This is a genomic window from Vibrio sp. SCSIO 43097 (genome assembly GCF_023650755.1).
Taxonomy (GTDB): Bacteria; Pseudomonadota; Gammaproteobacteria; order Enterobacterales; family Vibrionaceae; genus Vibrio; species Vibrio alginolyticus.
Window position 1 is genome coordinate 1,554,606 of sequence record NZ_CP071841.1, and the last position, 15,205, is coordinate 1,569,810.

At 43.8% G+C, this 15,205-nt stretch carries 20 protein-coding genes; 5 read left to right on the forward strand and 15 right to left on the reverse strand.

All coding sequences use genetic code 11. From position 1 onward, the window contains the following. Positions 1-10: 10 nt before the first annotated feature. The 4 genes from J4N40_RS23345 to J4N40_RS23360 all read left to right on the forward strand — a co-directional run bounded on the left by J4N40_RS23345 (position 11) and on the right by J4N40_RS23360 (position 1,557). Positions 11-484 carry an HPP family protein gene (locus tag J4N40_RS23345; RefSeq protein WP_115386814.1) on the forward strand — a complete coding sequence of 158 codons (474 nt, stop codon included), beginning with the start codon at positions 11-13 and terminating at the stop codon, positions 482-484. Between the two features lie 138 nt (positions 485-622). Then, positions 623-838: a TIGR02450 family Trp-rich protein gene (locus tag J4N40_RS23350; protein ID WP_005374999.1), complete on the forward strand. Its 216-nt coding sequence runs from the start codon at positions 623-625 to the stop codon at positions 836-838. 112 nt (positions 839-950) lie between these two features. After that, complete coding sequence (locus J4N40_RS23355; protein ID WP_005386881.1) at positions 951-1,328, forward strand: PH domain-containing protein; 378 nt, start codon at positions 951-953, stop codon at positions 1,326-1,328. Between the two features lie 58 nt (positions 1,329-1,386). Further along, the gene (locus J4N40_RS23360) at positions 1,387-1,557 is read left to right on the forward strand and encodes a DUF6500 family protein (RefSeq protein WP_250654691.1); all 171 of its coding nucleotides are present in this window, start codon (positions 1,387-1,389) and stop codon (positions 1,555-1,557) included. On the opposite strand, the gene J4N40_RS23365 is transcribed toward J4N40_RS23360, so the two are convergent. From J4N40_RS23365 to fliD, 9 genes are all read right to left on the reverse strand, one after another. Next, a complete protein-coding gene (locus J4N40_RS23365) occupies positions 1,554-1,841 on the reverse strand; it encodes a hypothetical protein (RefSeq protein WP_250654553.1) in 288 nt (95 codons plus the stop codon). The genes J4N40_RS23360 and J4N40_RS23365 overlap by 4 nt on opposite strands. Before the next feature lie 77 nt (positions 1,842-1,918). Next, positions 1,919-2,914, reverse strand: coding sequence for a flagellar motor protein MotB (locus J4N40_RS23370; RefSeq protein WP_115386813.1), 996 nt, complete (start codon positions 2,912-2,914; stop codon positions 1,919-1,921). After that, positions 2,914-3,771, reverse strand: coding sequence for a flagellar motor stator protein MotA (motA, locus tag J4N40_RS23375; protein ID WP_005375006.1), 858 nt, complete (start codon positions 3,769-3,771; stop codon positions 2,914-2,916). Before motA ends, J4N40_RS23370 begins: the two co-directional genes overlap by 1 nt. A 10-nt stretch (positions 3,772-3,781) precedes the next feature. Next, on the reverse strand, positions 3,782-4,510 hold the full coding sequence (locus J4N40_RS23380; RefSeq protein ID WP_005375008.1) for a FliA/WhiG family RNA polymerase sigma factor: 729 nt from the start codon (positions 4,508-4,510) through the stop codon (positions 3,782-3,784). 12 nt (positions 4,511-4,522) lie between these two features. Then, positions 4,523-5,023: a flagellar basal body-associated FliL family protein gene (locus J4N40_RS23385; RefSeq protein WP_005375011.1), complete on the reverse strand. Its 501-nt coding sequence runs from the start codon at positions 5,021-5,023 to the stop codon at positions 4,523-4,525. 22 nt (positions 5,024-5,045) lie between these two features. Beyond that, entirely contained in the window at positions 5,046-6,119 is a 1,074-nt protein-coding gene (locus J4N40_RS23390; RefSeq protein ID WP_017634432.1) for a flagellar hook-length control protein FliK, read from the reverse strand. Continuing rightward, the gene (locus tag J4N40_RS23395) at positions 6,116-6,436 is read right to left on the reverse strand and encodes a hypothetical protein (RefSeq protein ID WP_005375013.1); all 321 of its coding nucleotides are present in this window, start codon (positions 6,434-6,436) and stop codon (positions 6,116-6,118) included. Before J4N40_RS23395 ends, J4N40_RS23390 begins: the two co-directional genes overlap by 4 nt. Further along, the gene (fliS, locus tag J4N40_RS23400) at positions 6,420-6,806 is read right to left on the reverse strand and encodes a flagellar export chaperone FliS (protein ID WP_005375014.1); all 387 of its coding nucleotides are present in this window, start codon (positions 6,804-6,806) and stop codon (positions 6,420-6,422) included. The genes J4N40_RS23395 and fliS overlap by 17 nt, the downstream gene beginning before the upstream one ends. A 32-nt stretch (positions 6,807-6,838) precedes the next feature. Continuing rightward, positions 6,839-8,185 carry a flagellar filament capping protein FliD gene (fliD, locus tag J4N40_RS23405; RefSeq protein ID WP_250654554.1) on the reverse strand — a complete coding sequence of 449 codons (1,347 nt, stop codon included), beginning with the start codon at positions 8,183-8,185 and terminating at the stop codon, positions 6,839-6,841. Positions 8,186-8,601: 416 nt separating this feature from the next. Between fliD and J4N40_RS23410 the strand changes: the two genes are divergently transcribed. Then, positions 8,602-8,889, forward strand: a complete 288-nt coding sequence (locus J4N40_RS23410; RefSeq protein ID WP_250654555.1) for a hypothetical protein — start codon at positions 8,602-8,604, stop codon at positions 8,887-8,889. A gap of 70 nt (positions 8,890-8,959) precedes the next feature. Here J4N40_RS23410 and lafA read toward each other — a convergent pair whose 3' ends face one another. The 6 genes from lafA to fliQ form a co-directional block, all read right to left on the reverse strand. Continuing rightward, positions 8,960-9,811: a lateral flagellin LafA gene (gene lafA, locus J4N40_RS23415; RefSeq protein WP_005375019.1), complete on the reverse strand. Its 852-nt coding sequence runs from the start codon at positions 9,809-9,811 to the stop codon at positions 8,960-8,962. Between the two features lie 301 nt (positions 9,812-10,112). Beyond that, a complete protein-coding gene (locus J4N40_RS23420) occupies positions 10,113-10,883 on the reverse strand; it encodes an EAL domain-containing protein (RefSeq protein ID WP_005375023.1) in 771 nt (256 codons plus the stop codon). Positions 10,884-10,902: 19 nt separating this feature from the next. After that, on the reverse strand, positions 10,903-12,993 hold the full coding sequence (gene flhA / locus J4N40_RS23425) for a flagellar biosynthesis protein FlhA (protein WP_005375024.1): 2,091 nt from the start codon (positions 12,991-12,993) through the stop codon (positions 10,903-10,905). Positions 12,994-13,024: 31 nt separating this feature from the next. Then, positions 13,025-14,152: a flagellar biosynthesis protein FlhB gene (gene flhB, locus J4N40_RS23430; protein ID WP_005375025.1), complete on the reverse strand. Its 1,128-nt coding sequence runs from the start codon at positions 14,150-14,152 to the stop codon at positions 13,025-13,027. Continuing rightward, on the reverse strand, positions 14,149-14,925 hold the full coding sequence (fliR, locus tag J4N40_RS23435) for a flagellar biosynthetic protein FliR (RefSeq protein WP_005375027.1): 777 nt from the start codon (positions 14,923-14,925) through the stop codon (positions 14,149-14,151). The genes flhB and fliR overlap by 4 nt, the downstream gene beginning before the upstream one ends. Then, positions 14,925-15,194 carry a flagellar biosynthesis protein FliQ gene (fliQ, locus tag J4N40_RS23440; RefSeq protein ID WP_005375036.1) on the reverse strand — a complete coding sequence of 90 codons (270 nt, stop codon included), beginning with the start codon at positions 15,192-15,194 and terminating at the stop codon, positions 14,925-14,927. Before fliQ ends, fliR begins: the two co-directional genes overlap by 1 nt. Positions 15,195-15,205: the final 11 nt, after the last annotated feature.

Here is a 15,205-nt window from a genome sequence, read left to right on the forward strand (position 1 = left end):
TGAGGTGTTTATGAATAATTTAATTTTATCGTTGGTTGCCGGGCTTGGCGCTACGTTGGCTATTGGCGTATTGTCCTACGCTGAGGTATCACTGACGGAGGTTGTACTCCTGATGGCACCATTTGGTGCTACCGCAGTACTGGTGTTTGGGGTGTCTAGCAGCCCTCTCGCTCAACCAAAAAACGTGATCATTGGTCACTTCATCACGGCATCTATCGGTATTGCGTTTAGCCAGTATGTTGACGTCACGCCGGTCACGCTCGCGATTGCGACGGGGCTAGGTGTTTCTGCGATGCTGATTACGAAGACCACTCATCCACCTGCGGGTGCAAATCCAATTTTGATCATGGCGTCTGGGCAGGGATGGAGTTTTCTCTTCACGCCTGTCCTGATTGGCGCGGTAGTGATTGTTCTGGTCGGTAAAGGGCTACAGTTGCTCCAAAGTCAGTACTTAAACCCTCGATTGAATGGTCAGAAGACCTAGTCGGGTTGTAGTTAGGGCCGCGAAAGGGAGTGATCTCTTTTGCGGTTTTATCTTTTGTAGGTTTGCAAAAACAAAATCTGATTCTCTCTTGGTATTCAGTCGTATACATCAACATGGTAGTTAAATTGGTACAATGCGATGAACAGAATCCACCCTAAGAAACTATTGCACAGTAAATGGACGGCAATTTCACCTAAAAACAAAGAGAAGCATTTTGTCGTGACAGAAATGGAACTAGATGAAGATGGTAACGTTGTGAGATGTGTCATCGAGGCAGTCATGAGTAAACGCGACCGAGAGATGAACTGGCAAGACCTAAAAGACTCTGAGCAATGGATGCAAGGGTGGAAGTGAGTGACGCTTCGTTGTTGGGCGAATCAAGCAGAAACGTGCGTTGCGAGTAGGCAAAAGTGGTGCTATCTGATACGTTGATAATTCGTTCTAACGCCCACTCAAAGGATTAATTATGATTGATTTCGACAATTCCTCTGTATTTAAGCTTAAGCCGATTGACGTTTCTAATGCCAGAGAAGACTTCCTTAAGTTCTTGATTGATGGTGAGACTATTTTCGCTGCTTTTAAAACAGTTCGTGACCAAGTGGTGTTTACGAACAAGCGAGTGATAGCGGCAAATGTGCAAGGGATTACCGGCTCAAAAGTGGATTACACTTCTTTGCCTTACAGTAAGATCAATGCATTTTCTATCGAGACCTCTGGTACTTTTGATTTGGATTGTGAAATCGAGTTCTTCATGAGTGAGGTGGGAAGAGTGCGTTTTGAAATTAAAGGCTCGTTTGATTTGATTTCTTTCAACCGTATGGTTAGTGAGTATGTACTAGGTTAAGGGATTAGAAATGAGAGCTTCGCTGAGAGACAAAATTATAGAGGTCTGTGACTAAAAGATCGCGAGTAAAGGTGAATTGGTTGGTCTCTCATTTTATGCGTTTTTCGCTAATAAAAATGACGACCCAGAGCTGTTGATGGAAGCGGCTACGTGGTGGATTCAGACTCATCAGCTCGACCACTTCGAAAAAGCAGTAAAAGTAAAATCAATGGTCGAGTCGGGGAGCTAAATTAAAAAAAAGAAGTAAAGAAAGCAGACAAATGCTAATAACGTTGCGGACAAAACAGGGTAGATAATGTAAGAGTCCTGCTTGTTGGTTCGTTGAAAACATAGCGAAACAAGTAAGACGTTATAAACAACAAGTAACAAGCTGATCATGGTTCCGCTGTTTAGTGTCATACTTGATAGCTGAGTTAAGAAAAACGCCAATAAAAGGTAATCGAAGACAATGAGCCATAAAAAGGCTTTCTTTAGTAAGTCGCTTTTTCTTTTTTCGGATAATGTTATGTGCATATAGAACTCAACTAAAAAGTCACAGTAACAGAGGCTTTGGTTAGAGAGGTCACCATCAGAGTGGTGACCTTTTAAGATTATAATTCTTGAATTTTTACTTCGCTGGTGGCGGTATCGCCGGAGTAATTGATGACTTCTTGACGAATGACTGGTTGGTTGAATTCAGCCTTCTCTTTCGCTTTTTGCAGTTCGCTTTCTTGGTGGTTGCCAAAAAGGGTCTCAAGCACTTTAGCGGCAGGAGTCGTTAAAACAAACAGCTCAATACGACGGTTTTCGCTAGAATCTGGCTCATCAGGATTAAGCAGCGCTCTATCTGACATACCCGTTACCTGCATTACTCTATCGTCCGGCATACCGCCTTCAACTAACGTATTTCTTGCTACGTCTGCTCGAGAGGCTGATAACGCCCAGTTAGATTGACGACCAAAACGCTTTTTAAATGGAATTGCATCTGTGTGTCCGCTGATGATCAGAGGGTTGTTAACACGATGAAATACAGGTGCTAGTGCGAGCAGTAAATCTTCAAAAAAAGGAGTAAGTTCTGCACCACCACGGCTGAACATATGCTGTTTGTAATCATCTTGAAGGACGATACGCAAACCTTGTGGTGTCACCGTGACGTTTACATTTCCCTGCGCATTAATTTGGGCAGTCATTTGCTCAATTACTTTCGCTAGTGCGGCAAGTTGCTCTTGAGTATCGAAGTTACCAGGAATCAAAGAATCAATTTCTGGTCCATCCCCATCACCTTTAAAGTAAGAGCTTACCACATGGTTGGAGTTGTGTTTACTTGGCACAGAAGAGTCCTGTGCCAAGTCGATAGGAGAAATACTTTGTGACGTATCAAATGGGTTGCCGTAACTCTTGTCGAATACGCTTGAACTATGCAAGTGGGCAACAATCGCTTTACGCTCTTCTTTGTCTACCACCTGCATAACCCAAAGTACAAGAAACAGCGCCATTAGGGCGATCATGAAGTCAGCAAACGCGACTTTCCACGCGCCGCCATGAGACGACTCATCATGGCTGTATACTTTGGCACGTTTGAACACTACATGCTCTTGTTTTTGCATTATCCCTCCTGTTCAGCTAACCACTTCTCCATTTGGTTGAATGTTGGTTTGATGTCTAGCTGAATATGTTTACGACCAGCGTCAATGGCGAGCAATGTCGGCTTTTTCGCTACGTAGGCAACCAAGGTTGCACGAACGCACTCAAAAGCAGTCATATTACGTTTTACTCGCTGAGCCATGGCGTTACTTAGTGGATCTAAGCCACAGTAACAACCGAAAATACCAATGAATGTACCAACGAGAGCTGCCGCAACGTGATAACCAATCATAGCGATTGAGCCATCAATAGCTTGCATGGTGATAATGATGCCACCAACTGCTGCAAGAATACCGAAGCCAGGTAGTGCTTCAGCTGTACGCTGTAGTGAGCGTGAAGGTAAAAGCATTTCGTTCTGTATTGCTTCGATTTCTTGCTCTAGCAGTCCCTCTAATTCATGAGGCGACATCTGTCCCATTGCCATTAAACGTAAATTGTCAGTAATGAAAGAAATTAGGCGATGATCTTCTGCGATCGTCGGGTAAGCGAGGAACATAGAGCTTTGCTCCGGAGCCTCAATATGAGAATCCAGAAACTTGTATCCGCGGTTTCTCGCTGTCTCTAGCAAGTTGTTGAGTAGTGCCATTAATTCCATGTAGTACTCATGCTCTTCTGTTGGACCTTTAATGGTCGCTGGCACTTGGCGACGCATTTCTTTCAGTACATGAGGCGGATTACCGATGATCAGAGAACCAGCAGCGGCGCCAATAATGATAAGGAATTCGGCTGGCTGCCAGATAGCACCTAAGCTACCACCGGCCCACATATATCCACCGAAGACGCACACCAGGATAGTGAGCACTCCAAAAAACTTTTGCATCTTGTGACTCCTAAGAGGACATTAATTGGTTGAGTTGTTTCAGCGCTTGTTTGTGAAGCTGACATATACGAGGTGGTGTCAGATCCAATACCAGAGCTATTTCGTGTAAGTTGAGTTCATGTTGATAGAACAGAGTCAGGAGCAGTTGATCGCGCTTAGGTAATTTACCCAAAGCACTGTCTAAACTACGACGAATATGTTCATGTTCCATGCCATCGTATTGCCCGCCAATGTAGCTATCACCGCTGCTCTCCATCAGTTGGTCAAGGCTTTGCATCTCGCCTGCGAGAGCGGCATTTTGGCGGTTGTAATAATCTTGCTCATTCGTCCCTAAAGCCTGGATGATTTCGGCATCCGTTGGCATTCGACCTAACGTTCGAGTGAGATCTCGAGTCACGTCGTTGAGCTCGTGGGCTTGTTGACGAGTCTTACGTGAACGCCAATCTAGTCGGCGTAATTCGTCTAAAATAGCTCCCCGAACTCGACAAACGGCGAAAGCAGGAAAGTGAGGATCGTCAACATCGCCATATCGGCGTCCAGCCTCGACTAGAGCGATAAGGCCTATCTGCTGCATATCTTCAATACTACAGTGAGAAGTGGCATGAACGCGCAGCTGGTTAACTACGCGTTTTACCATGACCTGATGACGTTGTAGCAATGCGTTTTCATCAATTGGTCGTGACGGTGTTGTCACTTCCTCTTCTGTGGTGTAAGTGTCTTGTACATTCATGTCTAACATGGTTGTGCTCCGTTATTGCACAACATATTTAGTCAACAAAACATCGTCGATTTCTCGGACGATGTCTGTTTTAGCAAAAGCGAGTAGAAGCGTTTGCTTCACTTCGTCTTGCAGAATATCGATGGCACCCGCTTGCTGTAACTGATCAAACGTTTTGTCGCTAAACAGTTTTAATAGAGAGTTTTGTACCATAGGCATGTATTCATCGATCTCTTTGATACGCTCTGGACGGCGTGTCTCAATTGCCAGTTCTAGCATCACAAAGTGAGTCTGTTTCTTGCCTTTAACGGTCAAAACGACTTTGTCCAAAGGATGGAAGCTAGGACCTTTACTTGTCGGTTGTTCTGTGACCAAAAAAGACAGTGGAGAGTCTTCGATCAGTGAACCAGAGTCAGGTGACTCTTGAGCGTGTTTGTTTAAGTACCAGATTCCGCCCATAATTGTGACGGCCGAAACGAGGGCACTGGTGATGATCATGGCGATAAACAGGGCGATCATTTGTTGTTTGGTCATAACCTTTTTCCTCGAAGATTTACTAAGCTTGAGTGCTTAGCCAGTGTTCTGAATAGTTAGTTGTTGTCGTGGTTTGGAATGCACCAGATTCTCGTGCGGCGAAAATATTGGCGTCTTCTTCGTTTGCATGTGGGTCATTTCGACCTTGGTTTTGATCAGAGCCAACATTGACATCGACATGAACGAAGTTTTGCTCTTGTAACTCAGTACGCAATCGTTCCGAAACTTGCATTAAAGCTTCTCGTGTTGCTGCGGCATTGGCGTTGATGTGGACACTCAATCGGTCACCTTCAACACGTACAAGTAAATCCAATTTCCCTAAGTCTGGTGGGTCTAGGCGGATTTTTGCTTCTTGTACATTTTGTTGAGCTTGGAGCGTCACGCGATCATGTAATACTTGCATCATTTGCTCGCCCCACTTTCCGGCAGTGGTATCAACACGCACCGCTGCCCACTCAGAGCCTTGAGCTTGAACATGACTCGTCGCAACCGGTGAATGTGCAGATTGTGTTGTAGGAGCTTGTGCTTGAAGTAGAGATGCGGTTGGTTGCCCTTGAACAGGTTGATTCAAAAGAGTTTGAAACTCAGCACCGGAGATAGGCAAACGCGAACTCGATGAAGTCGGCAGACTTTGCTTCACATCTTGTTTTGATGATGTGTTTAACATAGCGTTAGACGAATCTTGAGTAACAGACTTAACTTCGCTCGCAGTCATTAAAGATGACGCTTTTCCTAGTTTCTCAGCCTGCTTCTCTGCCATGGTAATCATACCCTGGGTTAAAGCTTGAGCTTGCGCTGCAAGATCAGTCGATTCTGTTAACCCTGGTGTACTGGTCAAGTTGGCATCCGGATCTGAAGCTGAGCGGTCATCAGTATCAAAACCATGACTTTGTACTTTGTTTGCGTTGTTCAAAGTAGAGGCCGTAAGGTGAAAACTCGGTACCGCTGACGCAGAGTTAAAGTCTTGCTCACCATTCTGCTTGTTCCCTGATTTAAAACCATGAGAAAAGCCGTGTACCGAGTTCGCTTGCTTGATGTGACCCTCATTGTTAGCTGGCGAATTACCCGAGTGCTGAGTTGAAGAAGGTATGATCATTGAGTTAGCTCCATGGTCATTGCTAATTGATAGGCCATAGCGCGTTCTTGATGGTCATTGACCATGTTCATCTCTTTTTTCAACTCGTTGGTCGACTTCTCTAATACTGCGAAGGCATTAGCGTGCACTGTTTTCGCTCGCTGGATTTCAGGTGCAAGCTTAGGATCTTTCAAAAAAGGCTTGTGACTGATCAAAAGCTCTCGCAACTGCAAGTCGTACCGCTTGAGCGCATGCCAATCGGCCGTTTTTGCGGCGAACTGGATGAGCTGAGATAAATGACGGAATCGCTCTGGCGATACTTTATGCTTGTTGTCCAAAATTCATCCAACCTTCACGAATGTTACCCATTACACGCTCAACGTTAACCAAGCGATTTGCATCGTTTTGCACGCTAGCGTAATAAAGTTCGACTTGGCAGAAGTCATAAAGCTGGCGTAGGTTTTCCGCAATTTCACCGCCGTTTTCATCATCTAGAGCACTTGTTAGTCCAATCAAGATGTTCATGCATTTGTTGATTCCATTCCCTTTCTCGGCCAAACGATTTGCGGCTAGGTGGCCGCGAATACGTTCAACTTCATCGAGTAGGCCATCGATTAACATGATGACCAATTGGTGTGGATTTGCTGCTGCCGCTTGAGCGTCGAGATCGACTTGTTGGTACGAATCGTAACCAGAATCCATAAGCATGAATATTTCTCCTAAATTTGGAACCAAATGTCTTATTTTTGAGCATTAAACATGGACATGGTTTGGTTCATTTGGGTCATAATTGAATTCATTTGAGTGAATTGTTTGAGATAGCGGTTGTACGACATTTCGTACTTACGCTCTAAATTGGTTTGTTTATCTTTGATTCGGTCTAAGCTTGACTGTATTGCGTCTTTACGCGTGCTGAAGGTACCTGATGAGAACTTCAAGAAAGGCTCTACCATCGCGTCAAGAGAATCTAGCAAAGCGTCATCCCCATTAAACAACGCCTCTAAGCCTGCGCTGTTTGTTTGTTGAGCTTCTTTGAACTTTTCTTGATCAACTTTCATTTTACCGTTGCGGTCTAGGCTCACGCCGATTTCGCTTAGGCGCATACCATTGTGTTCACCTCGGATTAACCCCGTTAACTGACTCTCAATAGAACGCAATGTCGAGTCGCTAGCGAGCACGCCGCGTTTCTGATCTTCGCCGCCAATTTGGGTGTACTGATCGATAGTCGAAACAAGGGCATTGTAGGTTTCCACAAACTTATCTAGTTGTTCTTTAGTGCCTTCGCTATCAGCTCCAATTTTTAAACCGATTGGCGCATCTCCCGCGGCTTGCGGTTTAGATACGGTAATGTCAACACCGTCGATGACACCTTCAAAAGTATTACTTGCGTTGGTTAGTTTCAGGCCTGAGTCTTTTGCACCTAGCCACATAACCGCATCTTGCGGAGCGTTAATTTGCTTGAGGTTGGTGAAGGCGTCTTCAAACCACGCTTGGCCAGTACCCGATGCAGATACGTTGATCTTATTTTCGACACCAGTCTCAGTGCTCGATAGCATAAAGTGTGTTTGACCATTCGAGCGAACTAGAGTGGCGTTAACGCCAGGGTTATCCGTGTGATTGTTAATCGCACTGGCTAAATCGCTGATCGTTGCAGTGCCGTCACCATTAACATCAACGGAGGACAAGTCTAGAGTCATTGTTTCACCGTTGATGGTGAATTCTAAAGATCCAGTTGTTGGTACTTCTGTCGTTGCCTCAAGGTCTGCAGGCATACCTGTAGATACTTGATGCGCCGTTGCCACTTTTTCTACAAAAATCTGATAGTTACCCGTTAGCGCTTTAGCATCCGCGTTTGCAGTAAAGTTACCTTCTTGAGAGAGTGTCGCACTGTTTTTGATGATGCTGTTTGTACTGTTATTCATCTCTTTCATTGCAGTACGAAAATCACGTAGTGCGCTTTCAACTTTATTAAAAGCTGACAGTTGTGACTGGTACACATTAGCTTGCGCTTGGTAACGGTTTTTGAATGGGTTTGTGTCCAATTGTGCGAATTGGGTTGCCATTTTTACTGGGTCTAAAGAACTCATGAGGTGTGCTCCTCTCATCTCTTATTGGCTTGAATACTTTGAATGCTACGCCTTAGTTTAATTATCAGTGGCAAGATACGTGCCGTATATTAAATTCAATTAAAACAAAGGTTTAAAGCTATTTTGTTTTCTTGGGAGGAAGTGGTGTTTCCACCTTGTTTGTTCCGCCTTCCTCCATGGAAAAAGTAATTTCCTTATAAGAAAAGGCGACCTAAACAAAGAAAATATTTAATTGTATTGACGGTTCTAATTAGGAGAGATGTTTTAATTGGACGTTATATTCAGCCTTTACTTCAGCTTGATTCAGATAATTCTTACAGAGTGCATTAATTGCGTTCTGATATTATTTTTGATAGTGCGAAGTGCAAGTGTTCTCACTAAAAATTAAATTTTTTACGTTTCAAAGAATGTCAGTTATGAATGAATTTGCGTTGCGATTGATGAAATGTGCTCGTGCATATGAAGAGTTCATTAACAAAAAACTATTAAGTAAACAGAGCATCAATTCTGATGAGATAGCTAGTATCTTAAAGGAAGCTAAGTTCAATTTTCCTGAAATTAGAGATAGTAAAATAGGAAGCAAATTAGAGACGATAGAATTAGAACTGTTTAATAAGGTTTTATTTAATATTATGTTGAAATTCGGATTCAGAGTGCCTGAATCTCACAAAGATAATACGAGCTCTATTTATATTCGTAGATAAAAATAAAGCCTTCCATAGGAAGGCTTTATAATTAAGACGATTTAAATTAAGCGCACTATTAACTAAGTAATTAGCGTAGTAGTGACATTGCCATGCTTGGAAGCTGGTTAGTTTGAGACAGAACAGTTGTACCTGCTTGCATCAACATTTGGTTCTTAGTCATGTTTGAAGACTCTACTGCAAAGTCTGTATCCATGATACGACCTTTAGATGCTGTAACGTTTTCTACCATGTTACCAAGGTTAGCCATAGTGTGCTCAAGACGGTTGATGTTCGCACCGAAGTCTGCACGAGAGCTACCAATTTTTTCTACTAGACCGTCAGCGCCGCTGATTTTGTCTAGTGCTGCTTTTGCTTTAGTCGCGTCATCGATACCATCTGTAATTGCTGCATCAGCAAGAATAGTAGTGATTTCACCGATACCTGCGCTTGCGCTTACAGTCAATGTTTCAGCAGAAGATGCACCGATTTGGAATGTTACGTCACCTGCACCGAAGCCGCCGCCTTTAAGAAGGTTTTGACCACCGAACTTAGTGTTGTCTACGATGTTGTTTAGTTCTGCAGTAAGCTGTGTGAACTCTTTGTTAAGAGACGCACGGTCTGTTGCACTGTTTGAACCGTTCAACGATTGTGTAGCAAGGTCGTTCATACGGTAAACGATGTTTGTCATTTCATCCATCGCACCTTCAGCAGTTTGCATCATAGAGATGCCGTCTTGTGCGTTACGCATTGCTACTGACATGCCGCGTGTTTGCGCTTCTAGACGGTTAGCAATTTGAAGACCAGCAGCGTCATCAGCAGCTGAGTTCACACGGTAGCCTGTGCTTAGACGTTCCATTGCTGTGTTTAGAAGTCCGCTTGTTGTGTTCATTGTGTTTTGAGTTACAAGCGAAGCGTAGTTAGTGTGCATTGATAAAGCCATCTTAGTCTCCTTAGTTAGTCACTATATCTTTCAGGCCTCGGGATATTCCCTTGTCACTAACTAGAGGCGGTCGGTCGGCTTTAATGATTAATTTGAAAATTAAAAAATTTCTAAAAAAGATAAAAATTGATGATTTTTAGTGATTTGTATTCCATGAAAACCGGGAAAATCATCATATAAGCCTAAATTTTTTAGTTAAGTTAAAGAAACTATTGCCCAATGATCTTGTGGTTATCCGTTATAAATAAAAAAACAGCACGAATAAATCGTGCTGTTTTAAATATAAATGGTTGAGTTTCAACTATTCCTCATCAAAAGACTGAAAGGAGAGAGAGGTTGGGATATCGCTGAAATAACCAAAATAATAACTGGCACCCAATAAACGATAGCGGTTAAGTTCCGTTTGACTCGCTACACGTCCGGCAACCCAAGTATATTTATGCTTTCTTAAGAACTTAGCAATAGGTAGGAAAGCGTGTCTTTCTTCTTTATCTTCTAGTGTGACTGACAATTTGATCATATCGGGACTAAAGTCTGCGACGCGCTCGAAGTTCACTTGCGATGTCGCGACTTCAAACCAAAGTGAATATGCATTCTCTTTTAACTTTTTGGTGAGTGTGGCGACTTTATCACGATCACATAACGTTTCATCAGCTTGAAGAGAAGGAATCACATGTTGAAAAGCAGAAGAGTGGAATTGAATCGTCTGTTCGAGAAAATAAACCCCAGGCTCCCACAGTAATGCATCCACGCGAATCGGCACGACAACATTACTAATCAAGTCGTGATGAAAGGCTTCTAACTGAAATTGTGTTTGTCTTAGTGCAAGGTAAAGACTGAACAAATCCAGGCAGTACTGCATTTGTTCAGAGAGTTTGAATTGATAGACACTTTGTTCTCCACGCATACCAAATCTCAACGTCAGGTGTTGGAATTCTACTTCTCCTGATTGAGCTTCCCTAATTGCTTGGCATGCGTGTTGGACATCATTGTGTTTTAAAGCATCAAAGACTAATTGATCGTCATCCGTGACGATATGTTGTACTGCGAGACCAACCAAATGTTCGTACATCGCATGTGTTGAAATAAGATTAACCAAGGTTTCCTACCACATTGATTTGTTTGTTTTCTGGGATTTCGTTGTAAGACAATACTGCCAGCCCTTGTGTAAATGTACGAGCGTAACGCGCTAGAAGAGGGCGCAGCTGTGGCATAACGAGAAGGATCGGAGGTAGCCCCTGTTGCTTAAGCTGTTGTCTGATCAATGGCAAGTTTTGTTGGAACTGACCAAGAATGTTTGGCTCAATTGGGAAGCTATCTAGTGTTACCGTACCAGAAGATTGTGCTTGTTGCAGTGAAGTTAGTAGCATTTGTTCTAACTCATCAGACAGTGCGTAGACATTTAACTCGTTCTTTTGCCCTGCAATTAAGTTAACAAGCGTACGCTTTAGTGCACAGCGCACATCAGATGCAAGTAGGATCGGGTCCTTTGTATTTTCCGCGGATTCCAACATTGTGTTGGCAATCGTGCGAATATCTTTTAGTGGCACTTGGTCTAATAAAAGCTGACGATATACTTTCAGCTGCTGCGCTGGATTAAGTGCTGCTGCTAATGCTTCTGCTAGTTTCGGGGCTTGTTGTGTCAAACGCTGGGTTATTGCTTCCACATCGTCGTGCGTAAACAATTCTGCAAGGTTTGTCTTCATGATTTTACTAATATGAGTGGCAATAACAGTGCCATCATCGACAACTTGGTAACCCATATTAAGTGCTTTTGCTTTATCTTGATGCTCAATCCACACAGCTGGCAACTGATAAGCAGGATCGCTACCCAAAATGCCATCTACCTCACCGTAAGTTTCGCCAACCGCTATCGCCATTAAACGCTCTGGTTCAATAAAACCTTGCTCAATGACTTCGCCATTTAGAGAAATTGTGTATTGGTTTGGCTTGAGGCTCAGGTTGTCACGAATACGAACTTCAGGTAATAAAAAGCCAACTTGTTCAGAAAGGTTTCGACGCACACCGCGGATACGTTGTGATAAAGGAGCTCCTTGTTCTTTGTTGACTAGATGGACGAGTCGGTAACCAAGCGCAAGTGATAATGTTTGGACGTGAGGAATATCATCCCATGTCAGCGGTGTATCATCGTCTTGCATTGCTTGTGAAAGTGCTTCGACCTCTTCAATCTGGGAGTCTTGCACTGGCTTCTTGGTTTGACGCCACCCTGCGAACGCTAATGCGCCAGCAAACGCAAAAAAGGCTAGGTGTGGCATACCCGGTACCATACCGATTACCGCCATAATACCTGCGACAGTAAATAGCGTTGCAGGAGTTGCCAGTAATTGCTTTTGCATGGTTTCCGACATGCCATTATCGCTATCATTAATTCGCGTAACGATAATCGCGGCAGCCGTTGCCAATAGTAGTGAAGGAATTTGAGCAACTAGACCATCACCGATTGTGAGTAGGGCATAAGTTTTAAAGGCGTCAGACGCAGCGAGTCCATGCTCGAAGACACCAATACTGATACCACCAATGATATTGATAAACAGAATCAACAAACCTGCGATGGCATCGCCACGCACAAACTTTGATGCACCATCCATCGAACCATGAAAATCGGCTTCGTTGGCGACTTCTTTACGGCGTAAGCGAGCCGTTTCCTGATCGATAAGGCCAGCGTTTAAGTCGGCATCAATTGCCATTTGTTTGCCTGGTAAAGCATCCAACGTAAAGCGGGCTGAAACCTCAGAAATACGTTCACCACCTTTGGTGATTACGACGAAGTTGATGATCATCAAGATGACGAACACCACCATACCAACGACGTAGTTACCGCCAATGACGACTTCACCGAATGCTTGAATGACCTTACCCGCTGCGTCACCACCATTATGTCCTTCTAGGAGTACAATTCGCGTAGAAGCCACGTTCAATGTGAGACGTAATAATGTTGCGACCAGCAAAATAGTTGGAAAAACAGAGAAATCTAATGGTCGCTTTGCGGTTGTGCTGACGAGCAATACTAGAATTGCTAAGACGATATTAAAGGTAAACAGCGCATCCAGTAGCAGAGGAGGCAAAGGAAGAATCACCATTGCTAATATCATTAGCAAGACGATTGGAATGCCAACGTAGCCTTTGGTTGATGTTTGAAGTTGTTTTAACCGGTTAAGCATACTTTCGTGTCCTTGGATAAACGCGGGTTAATCAGTGCTGCAAATGTTTTGGAATCGAAAAATGAGGTAAAGGAATTGGCTCTTTTCCCTCACCTTTACGAAAGGCTTTCAATTGCAAAACGTAAGTAAGAATATGTGCCACTGCGATGTACAGTTGGCTTGGGATTGCTTGTTCAATCGCCGTCGTGTGATAAATCGAACGGGTAAGTGGCGGGGAGTTAATGATTTCCACTTTGTTTTCTCGGGCGATACGTTGAATGTGCATAGCAGTTTCGTCTACGCCTTTTGCGACGACAAAGGGCGCGTCAGAAAGCGAAGGCTCGTATTTCAGTGCGACTGCGTAGTGCGTTGGGTTTGTGATGATCACGTCAGCCGTCGGCACCATTTTATCGATCTTACGGCGCGCAAACTGTTGCTGTATTTGACGAATACGTTGCTTTACTTCCGGACGACCTTCATTATTTTTAAATTCCTCTTTCAATTCTTGTTTCGTCATGCGGAGTTCTTTTAGGTGTTCCCAACGCTGATAAGGAATGTCGATAACCCCAAATAACAACAATGCAAAGCCCATTAAGAGTAAGCCTTCAAACAGAATTGACATTACTAGAGAAAAACCTTGGCTGAGCGGGAGATTTTGCATGCCAAGTAATGGCTGTAAGTGGTTGTCTAAGTAGCCATATAAGATGCCGAAGATGACGGCTACTTTGAACGTCGACTTTAAGAGCTCAACCACCGAACGTGTCGAAAAAATGCGCTTTATCCCGCTCAAAGGATTAATTTTGCTCAGCTTTGGCATCACGTTCGCTGGACGGAACATCCAGCCGCCTAGCACAAGGCTACTACCACAGGTCACGATAATAATGACGGTAAACAATGGTAATAGCATGTCGATGATGACCGCTAAACTTTGTCCCAATTGCTCGACAAGTTGTTTAGGATTTTCTAGGTCGGCTCGCGTCAGCATCATGTTGTAGCGAAAGATCCCCGACATGCTTTCCCAAATACTATTAAGCTGAGAGTAAAAGTAGAGCGCCACCGCTAGAAATATAACCGCAGTAGTAAACTCTTTCGCGCGAGGAATTTGTCCTTCCTGGCGGGCTTTCTTTACCTTCTGCGGTGAGGCTTTTTCAGTTTTGTCTTGAGAAGATTGATCGCTCATGCTCCCCCCAACATAAAGTTACTCAAGTGTCTAATGGTGTCGTGAACGAGCGCCGTGTAGCGACCAGGAACACCAGAAACTGAGATTAATACGCTGAATAGACCCAGCAGCATCGTCATAGGAAAACCTAACGCATAGACATTAAGTGATGGTGCGGCTCGGTTCATTACACCAAAACTGATGTTGGCTAGAAGCATGGAAACAATAGCGGGTAAAGCCAAAGCTAGTGAAGAGGCAAACATCCAACCGAAAATATTGACAACACCTTGCAGAGAAAGCGATGTGATACCAGATCCGACTGGCCAAACAACAAAGCTTTGAATCACGATATCTATGACGAGTAAGTGTCCTTCTAGCGCAAGAAACAACAAGGTTGAGAAAATCAGAAATATGCGTCCCAAAATGGCGACAGAAAGCCCGTTAATAGGATCATTCATCATCGCCATACCTAAGCCCATTTGCAGAGAAATCACCTGGCCAAGCATGGTGAAAACGTTAAAGAGCATGTGCAAAATTAACCCAAACATTACTCCCCAAATAGCTTGCTCAAAAGCAAGGAACAGGGAAGTCATAGAGAATAACTCGACTTGTGGCATGGGTGGCATTAACGGTCCAGTAATGACAACGATCGAGAGGGCCAGTAAAGTACGAACCCAAACAGGAATAATGGCATCACCAAAGAAAGGCATTGAAATAAATACGGCTCCCACACGAAAAAACGGCCACCAGAGTTGACCGAGTATCGCCGAGAGCTCTGCAAATGTGATGGCCATTAGCCAATCATCCCTGGTATGTTGTGGAACAAGAAATCAAACAGTTCCATGATCTTACGTAGCATCCAGTGACCTGCAAAAATCACCATTAATAAGGTAACGAGCAAACGTGGCAAAAAGCTGAGTGTTTGCTCGTTGATTTGTGTGGCAGCCTGAAATACGGCGATACACAAACCGACAATTAAGCCTGGAACAACCAATACGGCAACCATCAAAATGATCAGCCATACTGCATCGGAAAATAACGTTACGGTTAGTTCTGGGGTCATAACTGCTCCTA

Coding starts and splice junctions, on each gene's coding strand:
- fliQ (WP_005375036.1), bottom strand. CDS start 15,194: ATGACCCCAGAACTAACCGTAACGTTATTTTCCGATGCAGTATGGCTG.
- fliS (WP_005375014.1), bottom strand. CDS start 6,806: ATGCTTATGGATTCTGGTTACGATTCGTACCAACAAGTCGATCTCGAC.
- lafA (WP_005375019.1), bottom strand. CDS start 9,811: ATGGCTTTATCAATGCACACTAACTACGCTTCGCTTGTAACTCAAAAC.
- J4N40_RS23370 (WP_115386813.1), bottom strand. CDS start 2,914: ATGCAAAAACAAGAGCATGTAGTGTTCAAACGTGCCAAAGTATACAGC.
- J4N40_RS23390 (WP_017634432.1), bottom strand. CDS start 6,119: ATGATCATACCTTCTTCAACTCAGCACTCGGGTAATTCGCCAGCTAAC.
- J4N40_RS23420 (WP_005375023.1), bottom strand. CDS start 10,883: ATGTACGAACATTTGGTTGGTCTCGCAGTACAACATATCGTCACGGAT.
- J4N40_RS23410 (WP_250654555.1), top strand. CDS start 8,602: ATGAATGAATTTGCGTTGCGATTGATGAAATGTGCTCGTGCATATGAA.
- J4N40_RS23355 (WP_005386881.1), top strand. CDS start 951: ATGATTGATTTCGACAATTCCTCTGTATTTAAGCTTAAGCCGATTGAC.
- J4N40_RS23345 (WP_115386814.1), top strand. CDS start 11: ATGAATAATTTAATTTTATCGTTGGTTGCCGGGCTTGGCGCTACGTTG.
- flhA (WP_005375024.1), bottom strand. CDS start 12,993: ATGCTTAACCGGTTAAAACAACTTCAAACATCAACCAAAGGCTACGTT.
- fliR (WP_005375027.1), bottom strand. CDS start 14,925: ATGGCCATCACATTTGCAGAGCTCTCGGCGATACTCGGTCAACTCTGG.
- J4N40_RS23365 (WP_250654553.1), bottom strand. CDS start 1,841: ATGCACATAACATTATCCGAAAAAAGAAAAAGCGACTTACTAAAGAAA.
- J4N40_RS23380 (WP_005375008.1), bottom strand. CDS start 4,510: ATGTTAGACATGAATGTACAAGACACTTACACCACAGAAGAGGAAGTG.
- J4N40_RS23350 (WP_005374999.1), top strand. CDS start 623: ATGAACAGAATCCACCCTAAGAAACTATTGCACAGTAAATGGACGGCA.
- fliD (WP_250654554.1), bottom strand. CDS start 8,185: ATGAGTTCTTTAGACCCAGTAAAAATGGCAACCCAATTCGCACAATTG.
- J4N40_RS23385 (WP_005375011.1), bottom strand. CDS start 5,023: ATGACCAAACAACAAATGATCGCCCTGTTTATCGCCATGATCATCACC.
- motA (WP_005375006.1), bottom strand. CDS start 3,771: ATGCAAAAGTTTTTTGGAGTGCTCACTATCCTGGTGTGCGTCTTCGGT.
- flhB (WP_005375025.1), bottom strand. CDS start 14,152: ATGAGCGATCAATCTTCTCAAGACAAAACTGAAAAAGCCTCACCGCAG.